The organism is bacterium, from assembly GCA_026708015.1.
Classification (GTDB): domain Bacteria; phylum Actinomycetota; class Acidimicrobiia; order Acidimicrobiales; family Bin134; genus Poriferisocius.
Map to the genome: position 1 here is coordinate 45,362 of JAPOVT010000003.1, position 26,214 is coordinate 71,575.

Consider the following 26,214-nt stretch of genomic DNA (forward strand, 5'->3'; position numbering starts at 1 on the left):
TCGAATCGGCAGCGATAGGCGTGCAGCAATTCCTCTTGCTCAACGATCAGTTTGTCTAGACCATCGATGTCCAAAAAGGACCCAGGCGAGGCGGCAGCTGCTTGAGGCACAACCACCGAAGAGGCGGCCAGTACTAGAGCAAGGACGAGCGCCGTCCACCACGCTTTAGCCATTGTATGCAGCCTATATTCGCTATCAGCACCCGGCAGGTCATTTCGCGACCCGCCCACTAGCCTTGGGGGAGATGTGTGGCATTGTCGCGGTGGTACGGCGCTATTCACCGCGTATTCCCCCGACCTCGGCCGAGGTTCTCGACCTCTTGAGTCCAGTGGTCGTCTCCTTGCGCGAATTGGGTGGCAACGACGATCTAGCCGCGCTCATCGGTGAGTCAGTCCAGAAGCTGATCCAAGCCGATCTCCTTCTCCAGGGCACCGCTGGGCTCCAGGCGCTGCTGGAGGAAAGGCCACTGCGGGCCACCCTCCGGGCAACGCTGAGCGAGATCGACCGATTGATCGGCGCCCTGGAAGCCGATCTCGATCAGTCGGCTGGCGACCGGGCCTCTGAGACAGTCAACGCCGCCCTGGTCCAAATGAAGGACGCGGTGTGGGCCATTGGCAACGATCGTTTGAACACCGCCGACGCGGTGGCCGATCTGGCCGGCCCTTCCCCCGCCCAGTCCGCCCTGGGCGTGTTCTCTTCGGTGCAAATCGCCCTGTCGGCACTGGACCGACTGGAGGTCCGAGGCCGAGACTCGGCCGGCCTCCATTTGCTGGTCAGCGACCATGGGCTCGACCCAACCACCCCGGCGGTGGCCGCCGCTCTGGCCGAGCGAGCAACCGATCCGCTGTTCCGCTCAGGATCGGTGCGATGGGCCGACGGCTGCCTGAGCTTCGTCTACAAGGCGGCGGCGGAGATCGGCGAACTTGGCGACAACACTGCGGCCCTGCGAGCCGCCATCACCGCAGACGAGCTCTTGGCGGCCGCGGTGGAAGATGACAGGGCTAATGCGGCGGTTATCGGCCACACCCGCTGGGCCAGCGTGGGCATGATCAACGAGGCCAATGCCCATCCGCTCAACTCCGAGATGACCTCAGGCTCCGTACAGCCCTACGCCATCGGCGCACTTAACGGCGATGTCGACAATCACACCGATCTGGTCGCCCACCACAACCTGGCCTTGGACCCCGGCATCACCACTGACGCCAAGGTCATCCCCGCCCTGTGGTCCTCTCGCTTGGACCCCTCGGCCAGCGCCGACGCCATCGTCGACGCCTTCCGGCGCACAATGGCCGACCTCAACGGCTCGGTCGCCATAGCCGGGCAATCTGCCGCCAATCCCGGCCGACTTCTACTGGCCCTGCGGGGAAGCGGCCAGGCAATGTACATCGGCGGCGCCGAAGACGCTTACGTCGTGTCCAGTGAGCCCTATGGGCTGGTAGAGCAGTCCAACCGCTACCTGCGCATGGACGGTGAGACCCCGGCCGACCCGGAAAACGCCGAAGCCAGCCGAGGCCAAGTCGTAGCCCTAGACCGCGACCATGCTGGAGATCTCAGCGCCATAAGTCGGTTCTCCTACGACGGAACCCCGCTGCCAGTGGCGGACTCAGACATCGTCAATGCGGAAATGACCACTCGAGACGTCGACCGCCGAGGCTTCCCCCACTATCTGCTCAAAGAGATCACCGAATCGCCCGAGTCGTTCCGCAAGACCCTGCGCGGCCGGATCGTCAGCACTGATGGCAACCATCCCTCCCCGAGCTTGGCGGTAAAGCTGGGACCCGAGACCCTGCCCGACCAACTCCGCCAACGGTTAGTCGACCGGAGCATTGCCGACATCATTGTCATCGGCCAGGGCACCGCCGCGGTGGCCGGCCACAGTCTGGCCCACTTCCTCCGCAATGAGTTGCCCGACCGACAGGTCAGCTCCGTTTTGGCCACCGAGCTTTCGGGATTCGGAATGCGATCCGACATGAGCGACACCCTGGTTATCGCCATCAGCCAGTCGGGAACCACCACCGACACCAATCGCACCGTCGATCTAGTCCGCCGGCGGGGGGCAAGCGTCATCGCCATCGTGAACCGGCGTAACAGCGACCTGTGCGACAAGGCCGACGGTGTGCTGTATACCTCTGACGGCCGAGACGTGGAGATGAGCGTGGCCTCCACCAAGGCCTTCTATTCCCAAGTGGCCGCTGGCGTGCTTCTGGCTGTGGCCCTGGCCGACGCCGCCAACGGGGATCAGTCCGCCGACTCCCGCCAGCACGAACGCCGCCAGCAACTGCTCGCGTCGTTGCGCGATCTTCCCGAGGCCATGGCCGGCGTACTCAGCCTCCACAATCGCATTGCCGACATCGTCCGCCGCCATGCTTTGGGCCGCACCTACTGGGCTGTGGTGGGCAACGGTCTCAATCGGGTGGCCGCCGAGGAGGTCCGCATCAAGCTCTCGGAGCTGTGCTACAAGTCCATCGCCTGCGATACCACCGAGGACAAGAAGCACATCGACCTGTCGTCAGAACCGCTGATCCTGGTGTGCGCCGCCGGCCTGCTCGATTCCACATCCGACGACGTGGCCAAAGAGGTGGCCATCTTCCGTGCCCACAAGGCGGCGCCCATCGTGATCACCAGCGGCGCCGAAGCCCGCTTCGACGCGGCGTCCGAGGTCATCGCCACCCCCAACACCGGCTCGCCCGAACTGGCCTTTGTGCTAGCCACCATGGTGGGCCACCTGTTCGGGTATGAGTCGGCGCTGGCCATCGACGAATTGGCCCAACCCCTGCGGGAAACCCGAGCCGCCATCGAGGCCGAGGTGGCCGCCAGCAATGCCGCCGGCAACGCCGAAGTCGATAGCCAGAAAATGCTGGCCAGGCTTCGCTCGCAGTTCGCCCCCGCCGCCCAGCGGTTCTTCCAAGATCTGCGCCAAGGCCGCTACAACGGCTGCCTGGAGGCCGGCACCGCCGCCGAGATGGCCTCCATGTATCGCTATGCGCTGGGCATCGCCCCGCTCGATGCTTACCAGCTGGAACGGGGGCGGGTTGGCACCCCGGCAGTAGTGCTGGAAGACCTCACCGCCATGCTCACCGTGGCCGTGGGTGAACTGACCCGGCCGGTAGACGCCATCCGCCACCAGGCCAAGACCGTTACCGTCGGGATTTCTCGGGCCGAGGAATCGCTCATGGAGTTGCCATTGGTCCGGGCTGCTCTCGATGCCGGCACCCCCCGCCACCAGCTCAGCTACCAGACGCTGCGCACTCTCACCGCGCTCGACCCCTCCGTCGCCGAGGTCACCGGCTACATCCGGTATGCCATCAGCGGCGATCCCGAAGCGTCCAACACCACCATTCATGTGGTCGACCGGGGCGGCATCACTGTGGGGTTGGCCTCCCGCACCGAACGCGACCCAATCCTGCGAGGCAGCAAACACCTGGTGGCAATCGAGCGTGAAGTCCTGGCCACTCGAGGCCGATCGGACGGCCGTACCATCGTGCTGATACCGGAGGTCAAAGACCGCCAAGCCACTGGGCTCACTCTGCTGCACGTGCGTTTCCAGCCCCGTCTCTCCCCTGAAGCGGCCCAACAGGTGTTGGAGGGCTACCGGAACCGGTTCGCCGCCTTGCGCGACGAGGTCACCGAGACCGAACCCGACTTTCGCCTCGACCGGCTGGGCGCTATCGACACGGAAGATCTCCTATTGGAACCGGTGACCGAGCTGGCTGACCGCTGGCGTCCATGATCCCCGTCGTCACCCCAGAAGAGATGGCCGCCATCGATGCGGCGGCCCCTGAACCGGTCGAAGAGCTGATCGAGCGAGCTGGCACGGCACTGGCCCGAACCGCTCTAGGCATGCTGGGAGGTGGTTACGGCCGCCGGGTGACTGTGCTCGCCGGCAAAGGCAACAACGGCGCCGACGGACGAGCCGCCGCCCAGTGGCTGCGGCGCCGTGGTGTCCGTGTCGCCGTGATCGACGCCTCCGAAACACCCGAGTCGCTACCTCCCGCCCACCTGTCCATCGACGCCGCTTACGGCACCGGCCTGCGGCGGCCCTATGTTCCGCCTCCCCCAGCGTCCGTGCCCGACGCTCCCCAACGGGCTGCTCCGATCCTGGCCGCCGACATCCCCTCCGGTGTAAACGGATTAACCGGCGAGATCCTCGGCGAACCCTGGTTCGCCGATCAAACGGTTGCCTTCGGCGCCCTCAAGCCCGGTCTCATCCTCCATCCCGGAGCCCAGCGCTGTGGCCAGGTCACGGTGGCTCCCATCGGGCTTGACGCTTCTTCGGCCCGCACCCACCTGGTAACGGCGCACGATGTCAGCTGCTGGCTACCCGTTCGACCCGCCGAGGCTCACAAATGGCAGACCGCCTGCTGGGTCATCGCCGGATCACCCGGCATGACCGGTGCCGCCCATTTGGCCGCCGCCGCGGCAATGAGAAGCGGATCGGGCTATGTACGATTGAGCACGCCTGGTCTAGACGCTACCGACATTCTGGCTAGCAGCACCGCCTCCACCGAAACCGTCGGCCACCCCCTTCCTGCTGACAACTGGGCCGATGCCATCGAGGCCGACGAGCAGTCTCGATTCAAAGCCATGGCGGTGGGACCCGGGCTGGGACGGCAATCGGCCACCGTCCAATCCGTCCGCGAGCTGGCGGGCCGCACGCCACTTCCCCTGGTCATCGACGGCGATGGCCTGTTCGCTCTCGGTCTTGAGGCCGATGGAGTTTTGGCCGACCGCACCGCTCCCACCGTGCTCACCCCCCACGACGGCGAATACCGCATCCTCACCGGGGAAGCCCCTAATCCCGACCGCTTCGCCGCCGCCCGCTCCCTGGCTGCGGCCACTGGGGTCCATGTCCTGCTCAAAGGCCCCACCACCGTAGTGGCCGATCCCGATGGGACCGCCGTGGCTATTGCCAATGGCGACGCCCGGCTGGCCACCGCCGGGACCGGCGACGTGCTGGCCGGTCTCATCTGCGGACTGCTCAGCGCCGGGTTGGAGCCTATGAAGGCGGCCACCGCGGCAGCCTGGCTCCACGGGCAAGCCGCCAGCAGTCGTCCGCCCGGCGGGATGACAGCATCAGACCTGCTCCTGGCCCTGCCCCAAGCTTGGGAGGCTGCGACCCAGCAGAAAGCCGCGCCATGAGACCGACTTGGGCCGACATCAATCTGGAATCCATCGCCCACAACGCCCGGCTGCTGGCCGATCTGGTCCATCCCACAGAGCTATGCGCAGTGGTCAAAGGCGACGCCTACGGCCACGGCATGATTCCGGTGGCCCGAACGTCAGTAGAGGCCGGTGCCACCACACTGGCCGTGGCCTTGGTAGACGAAGGCCGACAGCTGCGTGAAGACGGCATCGACGTCCCCATCCTGTTGCTGTCTGAGCCCCGCCCCTACGAGTTTGCCGAAGTAGTGGAGCACCGGCTCATTCCCACCGTGTACCAAGGCGAGGGCTTGGCCGCCGCCGCCGCGGCCGCCGCCGCCGCCAACCAGTACTTGCCCGTCCACCTCAAAGTCGACACCGGCATGGCCCGAGTGGGCGCCCCGCCCGCCGAGGTGCTGATGCTGGCCGACGCCATCGCGGAACGCGACACCCTCGAGCTGGCTGGTGTGTGGACTCACTGCGCGGTGGCCGATGAACTCGACAACCCGTTTACCGCCTACCAAGTCGAACAGTTCAACCATTTGCTCTCCCGGCTAAGGCTCGCCGGCCACCAGAAATTCTGCCGTCATCTGGCCAACTCGGCGGTGGCCATGGCCCACCCGACCGGCCGGTTCGACATGGTGCGCTGTGGGATCGCTCTCTACGGAATCCCCCCGTCGCCGGATTTGGCCGACTGCCTTCCGCTTCAACCGGCCATGACAGTGCGCACTGAGGTGTCGATGGTCAAGACCATCGCCGCGGGCACACCGGTGTCCTACGGCCACCACTACTACGCTCCTACCGACACCAAGCTGGCCACCATCCCCATCGGCTATGCCGACGGCTGGTCCCGGCGACTGGGAACTTCTGGCGGCGAGGTGCTGATCGGCGGACACCGGCGGCCCATCGCCGGAGTGGTGACGATGGACCAGACCATGGTGGATTGCGGCCTCGACCATCCCGTGACACCCGGTGACGAGGTGATCCTGCTGGGGCGGCAGGGGGACGAAGAGATCACCGCCACCGAGATAGCCCAGCGGCTCGACACCATCGCCTACGAGATCGTCTGCCAATTTAGCCGCCGCGTCCCCCTTCGCTTTTCCTAGCTAGCGAGACGGCGGAATCGCTTCGGGCAGGCCCACTGTGTACTCAGGGTTGGTTTCGCTCATGATCGACTCAGTGCGGGCTGCGATCCTCTCCTTGAAGTCAGGGTGGGGGAAGATCCAGAACTTGTCGTTGCGCACCGCGTCGAACACCAGCTCCGGGATCACCGCCGGATCGGTGCCCTCGTCGATGGCGTTGATCAGAGCTCGGTGGAAGGCGGCGGCCTCGGCGTCGGCCGACATGGGCCCACAGGTGTCGTCGTAGGTGTCGGGGCGGTTGCGCTCGGCCCGGAAAATGCCGGTGGCCACCGGGCCGGGGCACAAACATGACACTCCGATTGGCGCTTCGATGATGTCAAGTTCCCTATGGAGCGACTCAGCAATGGCCACCGCCCCGTACTTCGAGGTGGTGTAAGGCCCGAGCAGCCCCCCGGAGGTGAGGCCCCCTACCGAGGCAGTGATCACCACGTGGCCGTCTTCGCCCTTCTCCAGCATCCGGGGAATGAAGCTGCGCACGCCGTGGATCACTCCCCACAGGTTCACGTCCAGCACCCAGCGCCAGTCGTCCACCGTGTTCTCCCAGGTGAACCCACCGGTGAGCACGCCGGCGTTGAGGTGTACCAAGTGGATCCCGCCGAAGCGCTCCAGGGCGGCGTTGGCCAGAGCCTCGTTGGCGTCGGGACTGGTCACGTCGGTCAGCATGAGCTGGGCATTCTCCAAGCCGCCCACCGTTTCGGCCAGCCCGGCCTCGTCGATGTCGCCGGCCAGAATGTGCATCCCCTCGGAGGCCGCCTTGCGCACCATGGCTCGTCCCATGCCGCTGGCCGCCCCGGTGATCACCGCCACCTTTCCAGCCAAGTCCTTCATGTCAATCCCCTATTTGATCGCGATCAGTCGCCGCCATCATGGCCTACCGAGCGGATCATTTCCCGGTCGTGTCAACCAACCGAACGGATCGCTGTCTCCACCGCGGCAGCGGCCATCAGGCGAACCAGGCCAACATCAGCTTCTACTCGGCCGGTGGCCCCCACCACTAACGCGTCCCCATCGCCGTCGGTGTGGGCCGGCAGCAGTGCCCGGGTCATCCCGCTGTGACCGCTGCGAGCCACCCGGAAGCAATCCACCTTGTCGAGCATCGCATTGGTAGCAACTACCCCGATGGTGGTGTTGGTGTGCGGCTCGTCGTCGTTGCTGTCAGCAAACGGATCGGCAGACTGGTGTTCGTAGCTTCCTTCGATCAGCGCACGTTGCACGGCTCCGTCGTTGATTGCCCCCGCGGCGTTCACCGCCACCAGGGCCCCCACCGCCACATCGCCAACTTGGAGCAGGGTGCCGCCCAGCCCGCCGTCCACGCGGTTCTCCGCTCCCCGCCACTTGTTCATGGTGGCCCCAGTGGCCGCACCTACCCGTCCCAATGCGGGAAACTCATCGCGGGCCGCGTCAGCGGCCGCATAGCCAGCATCGGCACCGGGTCGCACTGAGCCGTCGCCCTCGGTCAGGTCGTACAGCGACATACCCACCACGATGGGCACCCGACCGCCCCGCGTCTCAAACCCCCGGCCCCGCTCCTCACACCACCGCATCACGCCGTCGGCCGCCGCCAAACCGAAGGCCGAGCCCCCCGAGAGCACCACCGCGTCCACCTGGCTCACCGTCCGTTCTGGAGCCAGTAAGGCAAAATCCCTGGTTGCCGGAGCGCCACCGCAAATTTCTCCTGAGGCAGTGCTCCCTTCGGGAAACAACACCACCGTGCAACCCGTGCGGGCCGTCTCGTCGGTCCAGTGCCCCACCAGCACGCCCCCGCCAACTCCCAACATCACCGCCGACGGTACCGCATACCCGATCTGAGCACCCGGCCAAACCTTGCTCGGCCATTGTCTCAAGCTCTCGTAGACTGGGCTGATGGCAGTTCCTCGGAACCCCACAGATGATGAGATCAGATCCCAACTCAGTCTCGGTGAGGATGGCTATTGGGAATTCAAGGAAACAAGGTTCTCCGACAATAAGGTCAAGGGCCCAAGGCAAGATGATGTAGCCGACGAATTATCCGCTTTCGCTAACTCCAACGGCGGCATCATGTTGTGCGGTGTAACCGATGACGGCGACGTTCAAGGTATGGATCGCAAGCAGCTAGATGCACTTGAGAAGGTCCTGCACCAAGCCTGTTCCGATTCGATCAAGCCTTTCATATCACCAGTTATTCTTCGCAAGGAGCTAGACGGCAAAGCCCTTCTGCTCATAGAAGTATCTGAAGGCGACTCACTGCATGAGAGTCCTCAAGGGTGCTTCAAACGGGTAGGAAGCAAGAAGCAGCAGATGGACAGCGACGAGCAGCTCCGTCTAGCCCAACGACGTGGACAGGCCCGATACCGATGGTTTGACAAGCAGACTGTTGACGGTACCGGCATCGCGACGTTGAGCGAATCGCTGTGGAAGCCGTTGTTGAGCGCCCAAAGCACCGACAAGCCCGAGATCGCACTTTCTAAACTGGGGCTTCTCTCCGACGACGAGCACGGCGTCCTACGGGCAACTGTCGCCGGTATCTTGTTGTGCTGTCCCTCGCCGGAAGACTGGTTGCCGCAGGCTGAGATCAACGCCACCTGCTATCGAGGCACGGGCCGAACGTCCGGCCAGCTTGATGCAAAGATCATTACCGGCCCGATCAATCAACAAGTTTCTGAAGCGCTGAGATTCGTGGTACGCAATATGCGGGTCTCAGCTCGCAAAGAACCTGACCGGACAAACATTCAGCAATACAACGAGCAGGCCGTTTTTGAGGCTCTTGTCAATGCGGTTGCCCATCGGGACTACTCCATCCGTGGTAGTCGGATCCGGATCTCTTTGTTTGAAGATCGACTCGAGATAGCTTCCCCTGGAAGCTTGCCCAATAATCTCACCGTCGAGAGCATGGAAGTTCGCCAGTCCACCCGCAACGAGGTCTTGACGTCTGTATTGGCTCGCATCCCGCTACCTGTGCTGTCAAACGTCGGTGAACGGCACTACTTCATGGAGCGTCGCGGCGACGGGGTACCGATCATCAAACAGAAGACCCACGAACTATCCGGAAAGATGCCGGAATACGAGCCCATCGACGACAGTGAGCTACTTCTGACCATTCCAGCAGCCAGATTGGAGGCCGACCCCGACAGGGCTTCAATCGTTGTGGAGTGCAATGGGAAACCACTATCCGGCGTAGACGTTCTTGCTCTGTTCCCCAACAAGACGAGCAAGCAGGCCAAGACAGACCTGGATGGCATCGCCTACGTCGACCTCCACGCCACCCACTTGCCGATGACCGTTTTCGCGGGCGTGAGTGGCTATGCCGCAGGACACGGCACGAACTGGGTTCCGTCGGAGGGGCCGCTCAGGTTGGAGCTCACCCAATTGTCCAACGGAGGTTCGGTCGTATTCGCCAACAGCACCGGCCATCTGCCTGTCGTGTCGGGGCGGCTGAACCCAATACTGGACAGCCTCGACCGCTCCTATCTCTATGCCGACAACATCGCCATCAACCAGGGTATCCAACAGCCGGTGCATCTCGGATTCAACGAAGATCTGCTCTTAACCGATGCTGATGGCCGAGAAGCACTTGTGCGCGTCATTGACATCGTGGGGCAATCAGCTCTGCTCCAATACCAATCTGTCACCAAGACCGACCCCTAGATTCCGCCAATGGGGGACGTATTCTTGGCCTGTGACATTGACGTTGGCCGAGGTTGCCGCTGAGGCGGCTGACTGCACCAAGTGCGAGCTGGCCCAGGGCCGGACGCAGGTGGTGTTCGGTATGGGCAACCCCAGCGCCGACCTCATGTTTGTGGGCGAAGGGCCCGGCGCCGAGGAAGACAAGCAGGGCCTTCCCTTTGTGGGCCGCTCGGGCAAGCTGCTCGACCGGCTGATGGCCGAGGAAATCGGGCTGAACCGCGATAGTTGCTACATCGCCAACGTCGTCAAGTGCCGTCCTCCCGGCAATCGAGATCCCAAACCTGACGAGATCGCCGCCTGTCGCCCGTGGCTGGAGCAGCAAGTCGAGCTCATCGCTCCAAGGGTGGTGGTCACCCTGGGCAATTTCTCTTCCAAACTGCTGCTGGACACCAAGACCGGGATCACCAAGCTGCGAGGCCAAAGCTACCCGATGCCCAATGCCGACGCAGTGATTATCCCCACCTACCACCCAGCGGCGGTGTTGCGGGGCGGTGGATTCCAAGAGGCCCAGATGCGCTCTGATTTGGTCCGAGCCCGTATGGCGATGTCGGGATGAACTCCGCCCGTTGGTCCAAACCCGCCCGGACGCCACCATGATCCGAATCCGCACCCGCTCCCCCGAAGACACGAAGAATCTGGCTGCTGCTATGGCCGAACTGGCCCAACCCGGCGACCTGCTACTGCTGGTGGGCGACCTGGGTGCCGGAAAGACCACCTTCACCCAGGGGTTCGCCGCCGCCTTGGGCATCAGCGAGCCGGTCACCAGCCCCACCTTCACCCTGGCCCGGGAATACCACGGAAGGTTGCTCCTCCATCACCTCGACGTCTTCCGCCTCGACCAGATTGCCGAAGTGCTCGACTTGGGCCTGCCCGAACTGCTGGACAGCGACGGGGTAATCCTTATCGAGTGGGGTGACGCCATCCGCCAGGCCCTGCCCAATGACTATCTCGAGGTCGCGCTGACCTTCATCGAAGGCCAACCCAGCCCGCCCGACGAGCGGATCGTGGTCTTGACCCCGGTGGGACCCAGATGGCAGGCCCGAGCCGACGACTTGGCGGCCGCCACCGATCCATGGAGGGAGGGCCCGCCGTGTTGATCTTGGGCATCGAATCGGCCACCCAGCAGGTGGGATGCGCCCTTGGCGGGCACGAAGGGGTGCTGGCTTCGGCCCATAGCGCTCGGGGCCGCCGCCACGCCGAGGCCATCGCCCCTCAAGTCCAGTTCGTCACCCGCCAAGCTCGGGTCGAACTGCGAGATGTGGGCTGCGTGGCCGTGGACCTCGGACCAGGTTTGTACACCGGCCTTCGAGTGGGCATCTCCAGCGCCATGGCCATGGCCTATGCCCTGGGGGTGCCGATGATCGGCGTGTCCAGCCTCGATCTGCTGGCCTTTGCTGTGCGCCACACCAATCGGGTGATCGTGGCCGCCATTGACGCGCGGCGCAGTGAGCTGTTCTACGCCTTCTATCGCCAAGTACCCGGCGGGGTTCAACGGGTGTCGGATGCCCAAGTTGGCACTCCCGACGATCTGGCCTCCCAGTTGCTGGCCACCAGCGAAGAAGTGCTGCTGGTGGGCGACGGCGCCCGCCGCTACTCCGAAGTATTCGACCGGCTTCAAAAGACCGAGATCGCCGAACAGGATTTGGCCCATCCCTCGGCCGCCTCGTTGGTACAGCTGGCGCACGCCCGGGCTCTGCGGGAAGAGTTCGTCAAGCCGTGGGAGCTCAAACCGATATACCTTCGGGTTCCCGACGCTGACATCAACTGGAGCACCCGATGATCGAGCCCATGAAACGAGCTCACCTCAGCGAGGTCATGGCCATCGACGCCCAGTGCTATCCGATCCCCTGGTCTCGGGAAGTCTACGAATCAGAACTAGCCCGCACTGACGATCGGCTCTACGTCATTGCTCATCCCGATCGAGTCGTCGGCCACGCCGGCGTGGCTTTCGAGGAAGATGAAGCCCACATCACCACCGTGACGGTGGCGCCCGATTGCCGAGGCCAAGGCATCGGCGCCCGGCTGTTCTTGGCCCTTGTCCTCGCCGCCCGCCACCGCAAGACGAGCCTGGCCCTGGAAGTGGCCGCCGACAACCCCTCGGCCCAGTCCCTGTACCGGCGCTTCGGCCTGGCCCCGGTGGGCATTCAGCGGGGGTACTACGCCAACATGGGCCTGTCACCCGACGCGGTGGTGATGCGGGCCGACAACATCCAACAGCCCGACTATGCCGACCGGCTCATCAAGATCGCGGTAGAACTGGACTGCGCATGACCGCCGTGGATTCCCCTAAACAAGCTCCCGCCATTGTGCTGGGAATCGAGACCTCCTGCGACGAGACCGCCGCTGCCGTGGTCTCCGGCCCATCCGACGTTCTCTCGTCGGTGATCAGCAGCCAGGTCGACCTCCATTCCCGCTATGGCGGGGTGGTTCCGGAAATCGCCAGCCGAGCCCATGTGGAGCTGCTCACCCCGGTCGTCGCTCAGGCGGTGATCGAGGCGGGACTCAGCGACCACGACGTGGAGGCGGTGGCCGCTACCGCCGGTCCCGGCCTTATCGGCTCCCTCCTGGTGGGGGTCAGTGCAGCCAAATCGCTTGCCCTGGTCTGGGATGTCCCGTACGTGGCGGTGAACCACCTAGAGGCCCATCTGTACTCCTCCTTCTTGGAGGAGCCCGACTTGGAGCTTCCGGTGGTGGTGCTGCTGGTGTCGGGCGGCCACACCTTGCTGGTTCTGATGGAGGCATTCGGCCGCTACCGGCTCATCGGCCAGACCCTGGACGACGCCGCCGGCGAAGCATTCGACAAGGTGGCCCGCTTCATGGATCTGGGCTATCCCGGTGGCCCGATTATCGACCGACTGGCCATGGACGGCAATCCGGAGGCCGTGGCCTTCCCCCGTCCCATGTACGACGACGGCTATGACTTCTCCTTCAGCGGCCTGAAGACCGCAGTGGTCAACCACGTGCGAAACCACCCCGATTTGGTGGTGGCCGACATCGCCGCTTCGTTCCAGGAGGCGGTGGTGGACGTGCTGGTATACAAGGCCCGCAAGGCCGCCGAGGAGTACGGGGCCAAGGGCCTGTGCCTAGCCGGTGGGGTGGCGGCCAACTCCTCGTTGCGGGAGCGCCTGCTCGACGCCTGCGTGGCCACCGGCATCAGCGGGTTCTTGCCCAGCCGTTCCATGTGTACCGACAACGCCGCCATGGTGGCCGCCGCCGGATGGCAAAGGCTTCAGCTCGACGGCCCCTCACCGCTGGACACCGGCGCCGATCCCAATCTCCCCCTCCCGTTCATCTCGCCCACCGATCCGACAGCCTGAATTGGCCTCAGGGCCGCTGAAGCCCTACTCTTAGCACTCGCCTATTGAGAGTGCTAAAGCTCAAATCTACCAACCATTTGGAGGCCAAGATGGCGCTACAGCCCCTTGATGACCGAATCGTTGTCCGCCCCGGCGAGTCTGAAGAGATGACCGCCAGCGGGCTGGTCATCCCCGACACCGCCAAAGAGAAGCCCCAGCAGGGCGAGGTCATCGCCGTGGGACCGGGCAAGCGGTCCGACAACACCGGCGAGCTGATCCCGATGGACGTTTCTGTCGGCGACACCGTTGTGTACAGCAAGTTCGGCGGCACCGAGATCACGGTGGACGGCGAGGATCTGCTGATCCTGTCGGCCCGCGACGTGCTGGCAATCGTCAAATGACCAAGATTCTCAAGTTCCGTGAAGAGGCCCGCCACGGCCTCGAAGCAGGCGTCAACCAGCTTGCCGACGCGGTCAAGGTGACTTTGGGTCCAAAGGGCCGCAATGTGGTCCTTGACAAGAAGTTCGGTGCTCCCACTATCACCAACGACGGCGTGTCCATCGCTCGCGAGGTGGAGCTGGACGACAAGTTTGAGAACATGGGCGCCCAGCTCATGAAAGAGGTGGCCACCAAGACCAACGACATCGCTGGCGACGGCACCACCACTGCCACCGTGCTGGCCCAGGCCATGGTCCACAACGGACTGCGCAATGTGGCCGCCGGGGCCAACCCGATGAGCCTCAAGCGAGGCATCGAGCAGGCGGTGGCCGCTGCGGTGGACTCTCTGGTCGATCAGGCCCAGGACATCTCCCAGAAGGAGGAGATCTCCCAAGTAGCTTCCATCTCGGCCGCCGACACCGCCATCGGCGACGTCATTGCCGACGCCATCGACAAGGTAGGCAAAGACGGCGTGGTGACCGTGGAGGAGTCGAACACCTTCGGCATGGAACTCGACTTCGTGGAGGGCATGCAGTTCGACAAGGGCTTCTTGTCCCCCTACTTCGTGACCGACGCCGAGCGTCAAGAGGCCGTGCTGGATGAGCCCTACATCCTGTTCAACCAGGGCAAGATCAGCTCGGTCCAGGATCTGCTGCCCGTGCTGGAGAAGGTCATGCAGACCGGCAAGCCGCTGCTGATCATCGCCGAGGACGTGGAGGGCGAGGCCCTGGCCACTCTGGTGGTGAACAAGATCAGGGGCACATTCAACTCCGTGGGCGTCAAGGCCCCTGGCTTCGGCGAGCGCCGCAAGGCCATGCTCCAAGACATGGCCATCCTCACCGGCGGCCAAGTTGTGGCCGAGGAGGTCGGGCTCAACCTGGAGGGCGTCACCCTCGATCTACTGGGCACCGCCCGCAAAGTGATCGTCACAAAGGACGACACCACCATCGTGGAGGGCGCAGGTTCCAAGGCCGACGTTGACGGCCGAGTGGCCCAGATACGCCAGGAGATCGATAACACCGACTCCGACTGGGATCGGGAGAAGCTCCAAGAGCGCTTGGCCAAGCTGGCCGGCGGCGTAGCCGTCGTGCAAGTGGGCGCGGCCACCGAGGTGGAACTCAAGGAGAAGAAGCACCGGATCGAGGATGCGCTGTCGGCTACTCGGGCTGCCATCGAGGAGGGCGTGGTCGCCGGGGGCGGCACCGCCCTGGTGCGGACCCGGCCGTCGGTGGCCAAGGTGGTCGAGAACCTGAGCGGCGACGAGGCCACCGGCGCCAAGATCGTGCTCGACGCACTGACCGTGCCGTGCTCTCTCATCGCCTCCAACGCCGGCTTCGAGGGTTCCATCGTGGTGCGCGACATCGAAGACGCCGAGGGCACCATCGGATTCAACGCTGCTACCGGTGTCACCGAAGACTTGGTATCCGCCGGCGTCATCGACCCGGCCAAAGTGACCCGGGCTGGATTGCAGAACGCAGCTTCCATCGCCGCCATGCTTCTCACCACCGAGGCCTTGGTGGCCGACAAGCCCGAACCCCCTGCCCCCCCGATGCCCCCCGGTGGCGACCCCATGGGCGGCATGGGAGGAATGGGAGGAATGGGCGGCATGATGTAGCCACCTGGCCGCATCAACAACCCAAAGAACAGTCTGGGGGCTGCCATCGCGACCGAGCGGGGCGGCCCCCAGTTCATTCCCCGCCCTCCACCGCAAGACCGCGGCACCGGTGGGCAACAATGACACCCATGGCAGAGCGACCGAACCACATGAGCCCGGAAGAGTTTCGGCAGCGGGGCTACCAGGCGGTGGACTGGGTGGCCGACTACATGGCGCGACTCGGCGAATTTCCAGTCAAATCTCCGGTCGAGCCGGGCGACATCCGGGCTATGCTGCCCACCGAGGCGCCTGCGCACGGCGAGGACTTCGCCGACGTGCTGGCCGACCTCGACCGGGTCATATTGCCCGGCATCACCCATTGGCAAGCCCCCGGCTTCTTGGCCTATTTCCCGGCCAGCGCCAGCGGGCCATCCGCATTGGCCGATCTGGTGTCCTCGGGCCTCGGTGCCCAGGGCATGTTGTGGGACACCGGCCCCGCGGTGACCGAACTGGAGCAACACGTCCTCGACTGGCTGGCCGTCGAGGTGGACTTACCCGAGAAGTTCCAGGGCAACGGCATCATCCAGGACAGCGCGTCCAGCAGCACGCTGTGCGCCATCCTCGCCGCTCGGCACCGGGCTGGCGGTATCGACGCCCTCCCCAATCTGGTGGCCTACACCTCCGAGCAGGCCCACTCGTCAATAGCCAAGGGGCTGCGGGTGGCCGGCATTCCCGACGAGCGGTTGCGGTCCATCGCCACCACGCCCACCTACGCCATGCGAGCCGACCACTTGGCCTATGAGATCGTTAACGACCAGAAGAACGGCCTGACCCCATTCTTCGTAGCGGCGACCGTGGGCACCACCTCCACCACTGCCATCGACCCGGTGACCGAGGTGGGCTGGGTGGCAGAAAATTTCAACGCCTGGCTGCATGTGGACGCCGCCTTCGCCGGCGCCGCCGCGCTCTGCCCTGAGATGCGATTTCTCAACGCGGGGCTGGAAACGGCTGACAGTTACGTGTTCAACCCCCACAAGTGGCTGCTCACCAACTTCGACTGCTCGGCGTTCTATGTGGCCGATCGGGCCAGCCTCAACGAGGCGCTGTCCATCACCCCGGAGTATCTGCGCAATCCAGCCAGCGAGTCGGGAGCAGTGGTGGACTACCGCGACTGGCAGGTGCCTCTGGGGCGGCGATTCCGGGCCCTCAAGCTGTGGTTCGTGCTTCGCCACTACGGCCTGGAAGGACTGCGGGCCCACATCCGCCGCCATATTGCTTGGGCCGCCGAGCTCACCGAGTGGGTGGACGCCGACGACCGGTTTGAGCTGGCCGCCCCCACCGTGGTCAGCCTGGTGTGCTTCCGACACAAAGGTGGCAATGGCGCCACCCAACAGGTTCTGGACGCGGTCAACCAATCCGGACGGGCCTACATCACCCCAACCACTATCGACCGCCAGCTCATCTTGCGGGTGGCCATCGGCAGCCCCCAAACCGAGCGACACCACGTGGAAGAAATCTGGAATCTCGTCCAATCGGCTGCTTGATTTCGCCTACCTCTTGGTGACGAAGTAAATCCCCCTATAGCAAGCCTGAAGGCTTTAGAATTCTTGGTTTCCAATACAAAGGGGCGTCGCGATGGCCGAGGTTGAGATCGGGCTGGGCAAGACCGCACGGCGGGCGTACGGGTTCGACGACATCGCCATCGTCCCCACCCGCCGTACCCGCGATCCCGAGGATGTGAGCATCGCCTGGGAGATCGACGCCTACCGCTTCGATTTGCCCCTCATGGCCGCGGCCATGGACGGGGTGGTCAGCCCCGACACCGCCATCGCCATCGGTCAGCTCGGCGGCGTGGGAGTGCTGAACCTCGAGGGACTATGGACCCGCTATGAAGATCCTGAGCCGGTTCTGGACGAGATCGCGTCCCAGCCTCCGGAGAAGGCCACCCTCCGCATGCAGGAGCTCTATGCCGAGCCCATCAAGCCCGAGTTGATCGGCGAGCGCATCCGCCAAGTCAAAGAAGCCGGGGTGATCTCCTGCGCCTCGGTCACCCCTCAGCGCACCGACCAGCTCGCCCCCCACATGCTGGCCGCCGAGCTCGACCTCATGGTCATCCAGGGAACGGTGGTCACCGCGGAGCACAAGTCCAAGAACCACGAACCGCTGAACCTCAAGCAGTTCGTTCGACGTCTGGAGATCCCAGTGATTGTGGGCGGCTGCGCCAGCTATGACGCTGCGCTTCACCTCATGCGTACCGGTGCGGCCGGCATCCTGGTAGGCGTCGGGCCGGGCCAGGCCTGTACCACCCGAGGCGTGCTGGGCATCGGCGTCCCCCAGGCCACCGCCATCGCCGACGCCCGGGCCGCTCGGATGCGCCACCTCGACGAGACCGGGGTGTATGTCCACATCATCGCCGACGGTGGAATGGCCACCGGCGGCGACATCGCCAAGGCCATCGTGTGCGGGGCCGACGCGGTGATGATCGGCTCTCCGCTGGCCGCCGCCCACGAAGCCCCCGGCCGGGGCCACCACTGGGGCATGGCCACTTTCCATCCCACCCTGCCCAGAGGCGCCCGGGTGCAAACCACCCCCCGGGGCACGCTGGAGGAGATATTGATCGGCCCGGCCAAGGAGAACGACGGGCGCCTTAACCTGTTCGGAGGTTTGCGCACCTCCATGGCCACCTGTGGCTATGAATCGCTCAAGGAGTTCCAGAAGGCCGAGATCATGGTCGCCCCCTCTCTGCAAACCGAGGGCAAGTCCCTCCAGCGGTCCCAGGGCATCGGGATGGGCCGTTGACCCCTGCCGACGGATTATCGGCGGCCATGAACGCAGCCCCGGACGGAGCCAGCCGAGACCACCCGGTCTTGGTGGTTGATTTCGGGGCCCAGTACGCCCAACTCATCGCCCGCCGAGTGCGCGAAGCTCACATCTACAGCGAGATCGTCCCCCACACCATCAGCGCCGATGAGATCACCGAGCGCCAGCCCGGCGCGGTGATCTTCTCCGGCGGCCCCAAGTCGGTCCACGTCGAGGGGTCGCCCCGCATCGACCCCGACATCTACCGCCTGGGCATTCCCATCCTTGGCATCTGCTACGGCGCCCAGCTCATTGCCGCCCAACTCGGTGGGGAGGTGTCCCGCACCGGCATCGGCGAGTACGGCCGCACTGCCATGAGCGTGAGCGACCCCGGCACCCTGTTCGGCCCCGATGAGGACATCGAGCGCCCGGTGTGGATGAGCCATTTCGACTCCATCTCCACTCCGCCCGACGGCTTTGTGGTCACCGCCTCCACCCCCCAGGCCCCGGTAGCCGCCTTGGAGAACCCCGAGCAGCGCATATTCGGAGTCCAGTTCCACCCCGAGGTGGCCCACACCCCCGGCGGGCAGGCGGTGATGGAGCGATTCTTGTACCGGGGGGCGGGGCTGGCCCCCTCGTGGACCACCGAGTCGTTCATCGACGAAGCGGTGGCCGCCACCCAAGCCCAGATCGGCGATGGTCGAGCGGTGTGCGGCCTGAGTGGCGGGGTTGACTCAGCAGTAGCCGCGGCCCTGGTCCATCGAGCGGTGAGACATCAGCTCACCTGCGTGTTCGTGGACACCGGCCTGATGCGCCAAGACGAGGGCCAGCAGGTAATCGACACCTTCCGCCGGTCCCAGGGCATCGAGTTGATCGCAGTGGACGCCGCCGATCGGTTTTTTGACGCCCTCGTTGGGGTGATCGACCCTGAGGAGAAGCGCAAGATTATCGGCGAGCTGTTCATCCGCATCTTCGAGGAGGCCGCCAACCAGGTGGACGGCGCCGCCTATCTGGTGCAGGGCACGCTCTACCCCGATGTGATCGAGTCGGGCTCCGATTCTGCGGCCAAGATCAAGAGCCATCACAACGTGGGCGGCATCCCCGAGGAGATGGACTTCGAGCTGGTGGAGCCGTTGCGCGACCTGTTCAAAGACGAGGTGCGGGCCGTGGGCCACGAACTGGGCCTGCCCGATGAGATCGTGTGGCGCCATCCCTTCCCCGGTCCCGGCCTCGGCGTGCGGGTGATCGGCGAGATCACCCCCGACAAAGCAGGCCTATTGGCCAAGGCCGACGCCATCGTGAGGGCCGAGATCACTGCGGCCGGATTGGAACGGGAGGTGTGGCAGGCCTTCGCCGTGCTGCCCGACATCCGCACCGTGGGCGTGATGGGCGACGAGCGCACCTACGGCCAGGTGGTGGTGATTCGGGCGGTGACAAGCGAGGACGCCATGACCGCCGACTGGGCCCGGCTGCCCTATGAGCTGTTGGAGAAGATGTCGAGCCGCATCATCAACGAGGTTGACGGCATCAACCGGGTGGCCTACGACATCACCTCCAAGCCCCCCGGCACCATCGAATGGGAGTGAGCCCAGCGGGCAGCTAGCAGATCAGGCCGCTCGGGTGGTGATGAGCTGCACCCGCTGGGGGGTGTCGGTCTTCATGTTGTTCAGCTCATCGGTGTAGAAGAACTTCTCCTCGCCGAACGCCGGGCGCAGCTCGTCGAGCCAAGACGCCTTCTCGTCGTAGGCGGCGAAGAACAGCCGGTTCACCCAGTCTGGGTCGCGACCCTGCACGAACTTGAGGCCGATCACCTTCTCACCGTTGATCTCCGCAATGCCGTCCACCAGCACCTTGCCCGGGGTGGCCGACATCGACGGTCCCCGCCAGGTGCGGGCCAGACCCGACACCTGTTTATAGGCGTCGGTGTAGATCTGGTACGCCTCCACCAGCGGCACCTCGAAGTACCGCTTCGCCCCGGTGTCGCGCTCCACGAACATGTAGTAGGGCACTGCTCCTAGGGCCACCTCGGTGGTGATCATGTCGGCCCAGGCCCGAGCGCTGTCGTTCACGTGGCGGATCAGCGGGGCCTGGCACCGCACCACCGCCCCGGTCTCGATGATGCGCCGCAGCGCCTCCCGGGACGCTTCGGTGGCCAGCTCAACCGGATGCGAATAGTGGGCCATGATGGCCAGATGGCGGCCCGAGGCCACGATTTCCTCGAACAGCCGCAACAGGTCATCGGCCTCCTCGCCCTCAGTGAACTTGTAGGGCCAGTAGGCCGGCGCCTTGGTGCCGAACCGGATGGTGCTGATCTCCAGGTCGTCGTTCATGAGCGGCTCGGCGTAGCGGCGGATCAGCTCAGTGCGCATGATCATCGGATCGCCCCCAGTGAACAGCACGTCGGACACCGTCGGGTTCAGCTTGAGATAGGAGACCAGCCGATCGATCTCCTTGCTGGCGAACTTGAGGTCGTCAAGCTGCACGAACTGCGGCCACCGGAAGCAGTAAGTGCAGTAGGCGTGGCAGGTCTGGCCTTGGGTGGGGAAGAACAGCACCGTCTCCCGATACTTGTGCTGCACGCCCTGCACCACCTCTTCCTCCAGGTATCCGGCGTTCATCTCCACCTGCCCGGCGGGATGGGGGTTGAGGCTCAGCTGGATCTCTCGAGCGGCGGCCTTGATCTCGGGCTGGGGCACCTCAGCTTTGATCATGTCGGCGATGCGGGAGAAATGCTCCGGGTCGAGCATGCCCTCTTGGGGGAACGTGAGCTGGAACATGGGATCGTCGGGCACGTTGTCCCAGTCGATCAGCTCCTCGCACACGTAATTATTGGTTTTGAATGGGAGGACCGAGCCCACCACGCGGGTCACCATCTTCTGGTGCTCGCTTAGCCGGTCGAAGCCAGGAGTGTCTTCCAGGTTGCGGAGCTGGAAGGTGCGGAAGGTGTGCTGTTCGCCGTTGTCGGTGCTCATGATGGGTGCCTCCCTGTTGTCTGTGCCTTGGGTGTCAGGGACTCCTCCGATGGTACCAGCCCCTCCGACATTTGTTAGGAGAGCTGGGTCTGCCACCATAGGCGGGTGCTGACCAAATTCGACGATTTCCCCATCCACCAGACCCCCGATCCCATCTCCACTCCTTCCACCGGGGAGAAGGACTTCTACGAGCGCTACTGGTTCAACGGCTATTCCAAGGCCGGCGACATGTATCTCGGCGTGGGCACCGCCCGCTATCCCCATCTCGGCATCCAGGACTGCGGCATCAGCATCGTCCACAACGGCGTGCAGCACGCCTTCCACGCCTCGGCCCGGGCCAACCCCGAGCCCTCCGACCTCAGCGTCGGCCCGTTCAACCTGGAGATCACCGAGCCCATGAAGGCCTGCCGGGTGGTGCTGGAGCCCAACGACACCGACTTCGCCGCCGACCTCACCTTTGAGGCCCGCACCGCGGCCATCGAGGAGCCCCGCCACCACTGGTCCGACGGCAGCCGCCGGATCATGGACACCACTCGATTCACCCAGTTCGGCCGTTGGCACGGCTGGATCGAATACGACGGCCAGCGCATGGAGATCGACCGGACCAAGACCTACGGCACCAAGGACCGCTCCTGGGGAGTGCGTCCGGTGGCCGGCGGCGACAACCGGGGCGCCCCCCAGGCGCCGCGGGCCATGGGGCTGTTCTTCTTGTGGGCCCCGCTCCACTGGGACGACATGTGCAGCCACTACCAGCTCTTCGAGGACACCCTGGGCCGGCCCCGGTTCCACGTGGGGGCCTTCCTGCCCGCCTATGAGTCTCTGGCCGACAACCCCGGCGTGGAGGACCCCGGCGTCGAGCCCATGCACCGCCTAGAGCACCGCCTCGAGTTCGAGTCCGGAAGCCGCATGATCAAGAGCGCCACGCTGGCCATGACCTCGCTGGAAGACGACACCCGCCACGAGATCACCTTCGAAAAGCAGTTCACCTACCGCATGAAGGGCATCGGCTACAGCCACCCCACCTGGTCGCACGGCGACTGGAAGGGCGAGCTAGCCATGGAGTCGGAACGCTGGAAGCTGGCCGATGTCGACGAGACCGCCTTCGAGAACCAGCACGTCCAGCACCTGATGAAGGTCCGCATGGGCGACCGCCAAGGCATCGGCGTCTTGGAGCAGTCCATCTTCGGCCCCTATCGCCCCTACGGCCTCGAGGGCCACATCGCTCCGCCTAGCTAGCGCAAGTAAGCATCCCCGCCGTCGATGTTGACGGTGGTGCCGGTCATGTAGCCGGCGGTGTCGCTGCACAAGAAGGCGACCACTCGGCCGATGTCGACTTCGGCGTCGCCCACCCGCTTGAGGGCGAAGCGCTCTTGGAGGGCGGCGAAACCATCGGGGTTGAATCCCTTCCAGTCCTCCATGGCCGGCGACATAGCCACCGGCATCAAGGTAATGGCCCGGATGCCGTCGGCCCCCCACTCCATTGCCGCGGCCCGGGTTATCGACTGGATGGCCGACTTCACCCCGGCATACACCCCCATGCCGCTGGGGTCAGTCTTCAGGCTCGACCCCGAGCCCTGGTTGATTATCACCCCGCCGTCCTTGAGGTACGGATGGCACAGCCGCATGAACCGGATGGAGGCCAGCGCCCCCGACGTCCACGCCGCCATGCACGCCTCGTCACTCACCTCCAGCAAATGCCCGTGGGGCACCTGCTGGGCGTTGTTCACCAGGATGTCGATGGTGCCGAAGTGCTCCACGGTGCGATCCACGCACGCCTGAATGTCGTCCAGTTCGTTCACGTCGCACACCAGCGCCAGGGCCGACCCGCCCCGATCGGTGATCTCAGCCGCCACCGCCTGCACCTTCGACTCAGTTCGAGCCGCCACCGTGACCCCGGCGCCTTCTGCCGACAGGGCCAAGGCGATACCCCGACCCACTCCCTGGCCCCCGCCGGTCACAATGGCCGTCTTTCCGTCAAGCATTCCCATGGCGTCGAACACTATCCCGGCGAGTTGGGCAAACCACGGGCGACCGGCAATGAGCGGAGAGGGTGGGATTCGAACCCACGAACCACCTTACGGCAGTTACTTCCTTAGCAGGGAAGCGCCTTCAACCGGACTCGGCCACCTCTCCAGGCCCCTCCACCCTAGCGGTTCGCCTTCGGCCTGGCCCTTTGGATTGCCGGGTGACCCTCTACGATCCGATGACATGACCCCGTTCGACACAGGCACCGCCGCCCATCTGCTGGCCGCCGACGAGGTGACCGCCCTGCTGGCCATCCCCGACGACTATCTCCAAATGTGCCTCATTCCGGTGGCCTACCTGCGGGGCGGCGACCTCAAACCCCCCGCCCGCAAGGATCCCGACGAGATCATCGCCTGGAACTCTTGGGCGTAATCCACCTCTTCAGCACCACTCTCAGACAAGTAATCTCCCCCTCGGAGGGATGGCAGAGCGGACGATTGCAACGGCCTTGAAAGCCGTAGGGCCTTCCGGGGTCCCGGGGGTTCGAATCCCCCTCCCTCCGCTTTGGGCGGCTTGGCGCGAACAGATGTGCTACTAAGCCCCCATGACCGTTCCTGCTTGGTCCCAGCCCCGCATCGCCATCGTGACCGGTGGCGGCTCCGGCATCGGTGAGGCCGTCAGCCAGCGGCTGGCCGCCGACGGCGCCGCGGTGGGCGTGTTCGACCTCGACGGCGAATCGGCAGCGGCAACCTCGTCGGCCATCGAGGCGGCAGGGGGTGCCGCCATTGGCGTGGCATGCGACGTGGCCGATCGGGCGGCAATAGAGGCGGGGGTCGCCGAGACCGTCGATCAGCTCGGCCGCCCGACAATTCTCATAAACAACGCCGGCATCACTCCTTTCGGGCGGTTCCTGGATATATCCCGAGAAGCCTTCGACCAGGTGATTGCCGTCAACCTCCGGGGCACCTTCGAGTGCTGCCAGGTGGTAATCCCCCACATGGTGGAAGAAGGCTGGGGCCGGATCGTCAACATCTCGTCGTCGAGCGCCCAAACCGGCAACTTCGGCCACACCCACTACTCGGCCTCCAAAGCAGCGGTGATCGGGCTTACCCGGTCGCTGGCCAAAGAGTTCGGACGCAAGGGCATCACCGTCAACGTCGTTCCCCCCAGCTTCATCGAAACTCCCTCGCTCCACCGGGCGGCCGAAGAGGGCCAGCTCGGCCGCGGAATCGAAGAGCACATACCCACCACCCCGGTGCGCCGAGTGGGCCAACCCGCCGACATCGCCGCGGCCTGCGCTTTTCTGTGCCGCGACGACGCCAGCTACATCACCGGACAGGTGCTCGGAGTCAACGGCGGGCGGGTAATCGTCTAATCCCTCATCCACGTCGGGCAATATCCTGAAGCGCGCGGCAGCCAGCCGCCCGCACAGCCACCCATGAGCCTTCGACGACTCCTCAAGAGCCATCTAGCCCCTCACCGACGGGCCATCGTGCTCGTCCTCATCCTCCAAGCGGGCCAGACCACCACCGGGCTGCTGCTGCCGGGGCTGAACGCCACCCTGATCGACGACGGCGTCCTCCTCGGCGACCAGTCGGTGATCTGGCGGATGGGCGGGATCATGCTGCTGGTCTCTTTCATACAGGTGGTGCTGCTCACTGTGGCGGTCTGGTACGGGTCGGAGGTGGCCATGGCGTTTGGCCGCGACATCCGGCGCGATGTGTTCGACCGGATCACCCGCTACTCCACTCGGGAGATCGGGCGGTTCGGCACCCCCTCGCTCATCACCCGCATCACCAACGACACCCACCAGATCCAGACGTTGACTGCGCTGGTAACGATCATGATGATCACCGCTCCGCTCACCATGATCGCCGGCACGGTGCTGGCCATCCGCGAGGACGCCGGCTTATCGGTGCTGTTGCTGGTGGTGGTGCCTCTCGAGATTGTGGTGGCAGGGGCGATCATCGTCGCCATGAACCCGGCGTTCCAGCAGATGCAGGAGCGCATCGATCGGATCAACGCCGTGCTGCGCGAGCAAATCACCGGCGTGCGAGTGGTCCGGGCCTTCACCCGGGAACCGACCGAGAGCGCCCGGTTCGCCGAGGCCAACCACCGCCTCACCGAATCCTCACTGCGGGCAGCTCGGCTCATGGCCGCGGTGTTCCCCGCGGTCACCCTGCTGGTGAACCTGTCCAGCGTGGCCCTGTTGTGGATCGGGGCCGATCGGATCGAAGACGGATCCACCCAGATCGGGTCGCTGGTGGCCTATCTCACCTACCTGCTCCAGATCCTCCTTGCGGTGACCATGGCCGCGTTCATGGTGTCGATGATCCCCCGAGCGGCGGTCGCCGCCGAGCGCATCGTCGAAGTGCTCGACACCGAGTCGTCGGTGGAGCCCCCGTCGGTCCCGGTGCAGAAATTCACCCGGCCGGGGACGGTGGAGTTCCAAGAAGTGGGCTTTCGATATCCCGGCGCTGAGCATCACGTGCTCGAAGGCATTTCGTTCTCTGCCGTCCCCGGCGAGACCACCGCCATCATCGGGTCGACGGGCGCGGGCAAGACCACGCTGTTGACGCTGGCCGCTCGGCTGGCCGACGCCAGCTCCGGGCGGGTTTCGGTGGGCGGAATCGATGTCCGCCGACTCGACCAGGCCCTGCTGTGGGGCGCCATCGGCTACGTGCCCCAGCGGGCTTATCTGTTCAGCGGCACGGTGGCCTCCAATCTCCGCTACGGACGACCCGAGGCCACCGACGAGGAACTGTGGGAGGCCCTAGAGATCGCCCAGGCCTCGGGCTTCGTCCAGACGATGCCCGAGGGGCTCAAGAGCCGCATTGCCCAAGGGGGCACCAACGTGTCCGGCGGCCAGCGCCAGCGGCTGTCCATCGCCCGGGCCCTGATCGCCCAACCGGCGGTTTACCTGTTCGACGACTCCTTCTCCGCCCTTGACCTCGCCACCGAGGCCCGACTGCGCCTCGCCCTCGAACCCCGCACCCGCGATGCCGCCGTATTGGTGGTGGCCCAGCGGATCTCCACCATCGAGACCGCTGATCAGATCATCGTGCTCGAAGGCGGAATCGTGGTCGGCCAAGGGCGCCACAACCAGTTGGTGGACACCTGCCCGACCTACGCCGAGATCGTCTCCTCCCAGAGAGGAGGTGAGACGGCATGAACCAGCGCGATCCCGACGACGCTGATACCCCCAA

Annotated in this window: 22 protein-coding genes and 2 tRNA genes; 19 read left to right on the top strand and 5 right to left on the bottom strand. The window is 65.0% G+C overall.

Annotated elements, in window-relative coordinates:
• The first annotated feature begins 244 nt into the window (after nt 1–244).
• The 3 genes from OXG30_00710 to alr are packed head-to-tail and all read left to right on the top strand — an operon-like array spanning nt 245 to nt 6,245.
• A complete protein-coding gene (locus OXG30_00710; GenBank protein MCY4133428.1) occupies nt 245–3,730 on the top strand; it encodes an SIS domain-containing protein in 3,486 nt (1,161 codons plus the stop codon).
• Nucleotides 3,727–5,139, top strand: coding sequence for an NAD(P)H-hydrate dehydratase (locus OXG30_00715; protein ID MCY4133429.1), 1,413 nt, complete (start codon nt 3,727–3,729; stop codon nt 5,137–5,139). Before OXG30_00710 ends, OXG30_00715 begins: the two co-directional genes overlap by 4 nt.
• Complete coding sequence (gene alr / locus OXG30_00720) at nt 5,136–6,245, top strand: alanine racemase (protein ID MCY4133430.1); 1,110 nt, start codon at nt 5,136–5,138, stop codon at nt 6,243–6,245. The genes OXG30_00715 and alr overlap by 4 nt, the downstream gene beginning before the upstream one ends.
• On the opposite strand, the gene OXG30_00725 is transcribed toward alr, so the two are convergent.
• Together OXG30_00725 and OXG30_00730 are read right to left on the bottom strand one after the other, a co-directional pair.
• The gene (locus OXG30_00725) at nt 6,246–7,109 is read right to left on the bottom strand and encodes an SDR family NAD(P)-dependent oxidoreductase (protein MCY4133431.1); all 864 of its coding nucleotides are present in this window, start codon (nt 7,107–7,109) and stop codon (nt 6,246–6,248) included.
• A 71-nt stretch (nt 7,110–7,180) separates the two neighbouring features.
• Nucleotides 7,181–8,059 carry a P1 family peptidase gene (locus tag OXG30_00730; protein ID MCY4133432.1) on the bottom strand — a complete coding sequence of 293 codons (879 nt, stop codon included), beginning with the start codon at nt 8,057–8,059 and terminating at the stop codon, nt 7,181–7,183.
• Nucleotides 8,060–8,144: 85 nt separating this feature from the next.
• On the opposite strand from OXG30_00730, the gene OXG30_00735 reads away from it, so the two are divergent.
• The 11 genes from OXG30_00735 (at nt 8,145) to guaA (ending at nt 19,657) form a co-directional block, all read left to right on the top strand.
• Nucleotides 8,145–9,905 (top strand): putative DNA binding domain-containing protein, encoded by a 1,761-nt coding sequence (locus OXG30_00735; protein ID MCY4133433.1) that lies wholly within the window; start codon nt 8,145–8,147, stop codon nt 9,903–9,905.
• A 31-nt stretch (nt 9,906–9,936) separates the two neighbouring features.
• A complete protein-coding gene (locus OXG30_00740) occupies nt 9,937–10,500 on the top strand; it encodes a uracil-DNA glycosylase (protein MCY4133434.1) in 564 nt (187 codons plus the stop codon).
• Nucleotides 10,501–10,510: 10 nt separating this feature from the next.
• A complete protein-coding gene (gene tsaE / locus OXG30_00745) occupies nt 10,511–11,041 on the top strand; it encodes a tRNA (adenosine(37)-N6)-threonylcarbamoyltransferase complex ATPase subunit type 1 TsaE (protein ID MCY4133435.1) in 531 nt (176 codons plus the stop codon).
• Entirely contained in the window at nt 11,017–11,724 is a 708-nt protein-coding gene (tsaB, locus tag OXG30_00750; protein MCY4133436.1) for a tRNA (adenosine(37)-N6)-threonylcarbamoyltransferase complex dimerization subunit type 1 TsaB, read from the top strand. The genes tsaE and tsaB overlap by 25 nt, the downstream gene beginning before the upstream one ends.
• Nucleotides 11,725–11,732: 8 nt before the next feature.
• Complete coding sequence (rimI, locus tag OXG30_00755) at nt 11,733–12,215, top strand: ribosomal protein S18-alanine N-acetyltransferase (protein MCY4133437.1); 483 nt, start codon at nt 11,733–11,735, stop codon at nt 12,213–12,215.
• Nucleotides 12,212–13,261 (top strand): tRNA (adenosine(37)-N6)-threonylcarbamoyltransferase complex transferase subunit TsaD, encoded by a 1,050-nt coding sequence (tsaD, locus tag OXG30_00760; protein ID MCY4133438.1) that lies wholly within the window; start codon nt 12,212–12,214, stop codon nt 13,259–13,261. Before rimI ends, tsaD begins: the two co-directional genes overlap by 4 nt.
• Before the next feature lie 89 nt (nt 13,262–13,350).
• Nucleotides 13,351–13,641, top strand: a complete 291-nt coding sequence (groES, locus tag OXG30_00765; protein MCY4133439.1) for a co-chaperone GroES — start codon at nt 13,351–13,353, stop codon at nt 13,639–13,641.
• Complete coding sequence (gene groL, locus OXG30_00770; protein MCY4133440.1) at nt 13,638–15,293, top strand: chaperonin GroEL; 1,656 nt, start codon at nt 13,638–13,640, stop codon at nt 15,291–15,293. Before groES ends, groL begins: the two co-directional genes overlap by 4 nt.
• 128 nt (nt 15,294–15,421) lie before the next feature.
• Nucleotides 15,422–16,816, top strand: a complete 1,395-nt coding sequence (locus OXG30_00775) for a pyridoxal-dependent decarboxylase (GenBank protein ID MCY4133441.1) — start codon at nt 15,422–15,424, stop codon at nt 16,814–16,816.
• 91 nt (nt 16,817–16,907) lie between these two features.
• Nucleotides 16,908–18,071, top strand: a complete 1,164-nt coding sequence (locus OXG30_00780; protein ID MCY4133442.1) for a GuaB3 family IMP dehydrogenase-related protein — start codon at nt 16,908–16,910, stop codon at nt 18,069–18,071.
• Nucleotides 18,072–18,097: 26 nt separating this feature from the next.
• Complete coding sequence (gene guaA / locus OXG30_00785) at nt 18,098–19,657, top strand: glutamine-hydrolyzing GMP synthase (protein ID MCY4133443.1); 1,560 nt, start codon at nt 18,098–18,100, stop codon at nt 19,655–19,657.
• Between the two features lie 21 nt (nt 19,658–19,678).
• On the opposite strand, the gene OXG30_00790 is transcribed toward guaA, so the two are convergent.
• Nucleotides 19,679–21,043, bottom strand: a complete 1,365-nt coding sequence (locus tag OXG30_00790; GenBank protein ID MCY4133444.1) for a lysine 2,3-aminomutase — start codon at nt 21,041–21,043, stop codon at nt 19,679–19,681.
• Between the two features lie 105 nt (nt 21,044–21,148).
• Here OXG30_00790 and OXG30_00795 point away from each other — a divergent pair, with 105 nt between their 5' ends.
• Entirely contained in the window at nt 21,149–22,279 is a 1,131-nt protein-coding gene (locus OXG30_00795) for a hypothetical protein (protein MCY4133445.1), read from the top strand.
• Here OXG30_00795 and OXG30_00800 read toward each other — a convergent pair.
• Both OXG30_00800 and OXG30_00805 read right to left on the bottom strand, forming a co-directional pair.
• Complete coding sequence (locus OXG30_00800; protein ID MCY4133446.1) at nt 22,276–23,031, bottom strand: SDR family oxidoreductase; 756 nt, start codon at nt 23,029–23,031, stop codon at nt 22,276–22,278. The genes OXG30_00795 and OXG30_00800 overlap by 4 nt on opposite strands.
• A 54-nt stretch (nt 23,032–23,085) precedes the next feature.
• Nucleotides 23,086–23,176 (bottom strand) — tRNA-Ser (locus OXG30_00805).
• Nucleotides 23,177–23,251: 75 nt separating this feature from the next.
• Here OXG30_00805 and OXG30_00810 point away from each other — a divergent pair.
• The 4 genes from OXG30_00810 to OXG30_00825 all read left to right on the top strand — a co-directional run bounded on the left by OXG30_00810 (nt 23,252) and on the right by OXG30_00825 (nt 26,180).
• Nucleotides 23,252–23,440: a hypothetical protein gene (locus OXG30_00810; protein MCY4133447.1), complete on the top strand. Its 189-nt coding sequence runs from the start codon at nt 23,252–23,254 to the stop codon at nt 23,438–23,440.
• Nucleotides 23,441–23,483: 43 nt separating this feature from the next.
• A tRNA-Ser gene (locus OXG30_00815) sits at nt 23,484–23,570 on the top strand.
• A 42-nt stretch (nt 23,571–23,612) separates the two neighbouring features.
• Complete coding sequence (gene fabG, locus OXG30_00820; GenBank protein ID MCY4133448.1) at nt 23,613–24,383, top strand: 3-oxoacyl-ACP reductase FabG; 771 nt, start codon at nt 23,613–23,615, stop codon at nt 24,381–24,383.
• Between the two features lie 63 nt (nt 24,384–24,446).
• Nucleotides 24,447–26,180, top strand: coding sequence for an ABC transporter ATP-binding protein (locus tag OXG30_00825; GenBank protein MCY4133449.1), 1,734 nt, complete (start codon nt 24,447–24,449; stop codon nt 26,178–26,180).
• The last annotated feature ends 34 nt before the right edge of the window (nt 26,181–26,214 follow it).

Coding starts and splice junctions, on each gene's coding strand:
- OXG30_00730 (MCY4133432.1), bottom strand. CDS start 8,059: ATGTTGGGAGTTGGCGGGGGCGTGCTGGTGGGGCACTGGACCGACGAG.
- OXG30_00810 (MCY4133447.1), top strand. CDS start 23,252: ATGACCCCGTTCGACACAGGCACCGCCGCCCATCTGCTGGCCGCCGAC.
- tsaB (MCY4133436.1), top strand. CDS start 11,017: ATGGAGGGAGGGCCCGCCGTGTTGATCTTGGGCATCGAATCGGCCACC.
- guaA (MCY4133443.1), top strand. CDS start 18,098: ATGAACGCAGCCCCGGACGGAGCCAGCCGAGACCACCCGGTCTTGGTG.
- OXG30_00715 (MCY4133429.1), top strand. CDS start 3,727: ATGATCCCCGTCGTCACCCCAGAAGAGATGGCCGCCATCGATGCGGCG.
- groL (MCY4133440.1), top strand. CDS start 13,638: ATGACCAAGATTCTCAAGTTCCGTGAAGAGGCCCGCCACGGCCTCGAA.
- OXG30_00780 (MCY4133442.1), top strand. CDS start 16,908: ATGGCCGAGGTTGAGATCGGGCTGGGCAAGACCGCACGGCGGGCGTAC.
- OXG30_00790 (MCY4133444.1), bottom strand. CDS start 21,043: ATGAGCACCGACAACGGCGAACAGCACACCTTCCGCACCTTCCAGCTC.
- fabG (MCY4133448.1), top strand. CDS start 23,613: ATGACCGTTCCTGCTTGGTCCCAGCCCCGCATCGCCATCGTGACCGGT.
- OXG30_00710 (MCY4133428.1), top strand. CDS start 245: ATGTGTGGCATTGTCGCGGTGGTACGGCGCTATTCACCGCGTATTCCC.
- OXG30_00735 (MCY4133433.1), top strand. CDS start 8,145: ATGGCAGTTCCTCGGAACCCCACAGATGATGAGATCAGATCCCAACTC.
- OXG30_00775 (MCY4133441.1), top strand. CDS start 15,422: ATGGCAGAGCGACCGAACCACATGAGCCCGGAAGAGTTTCGGCAGCGG.
- OXG30_00725 (MCY4133431.1), bottom strand. CDS start 7,109: ATGAAGGACTTGGCTGGAAAGGTGGCGGTGATCACCGGGGCGGCCAGC.
- alr (MCY4133430.1), top strand. CDS start 5,136: ATGAGACCGACTTGGGCCGACATCAATCTGGAATCCATCGCCCACAAC.
- OXG30_00800 (MCY4133446.1), bottom strand. CDS start 23,031: ATGGGAATGCTTGACGGAAAGACGGCCATTGTGACCGGCGGGGGCCAG.
- OXG30_00825 (MCY4133449.1), top strand. CDS start 24,447: ATGAGCCTTCGACGACTCCTCAAGAGCCATCTAGCCCCTCACCGACGG.
- rimI (MCY4133437.1), top strand. CDS start 11,733: ATGAAACGAGCTCACCTCAGCGAGGTCATGGCCATCGACGCCCAGTGC.
- groES (MCY4133439.1), top strand. CDS start 13,351: ATGGCGCTACAGCCCCTTGATGACCGAATCGTTGTCCGCCCCGGCGAG.
- tsaD (MCY4133438.1), top strand. CDS start 12,212: ATGACCGCCGTGGATTCCCCTAAACAAGCTCCCGCCATTGTGCTGGGA.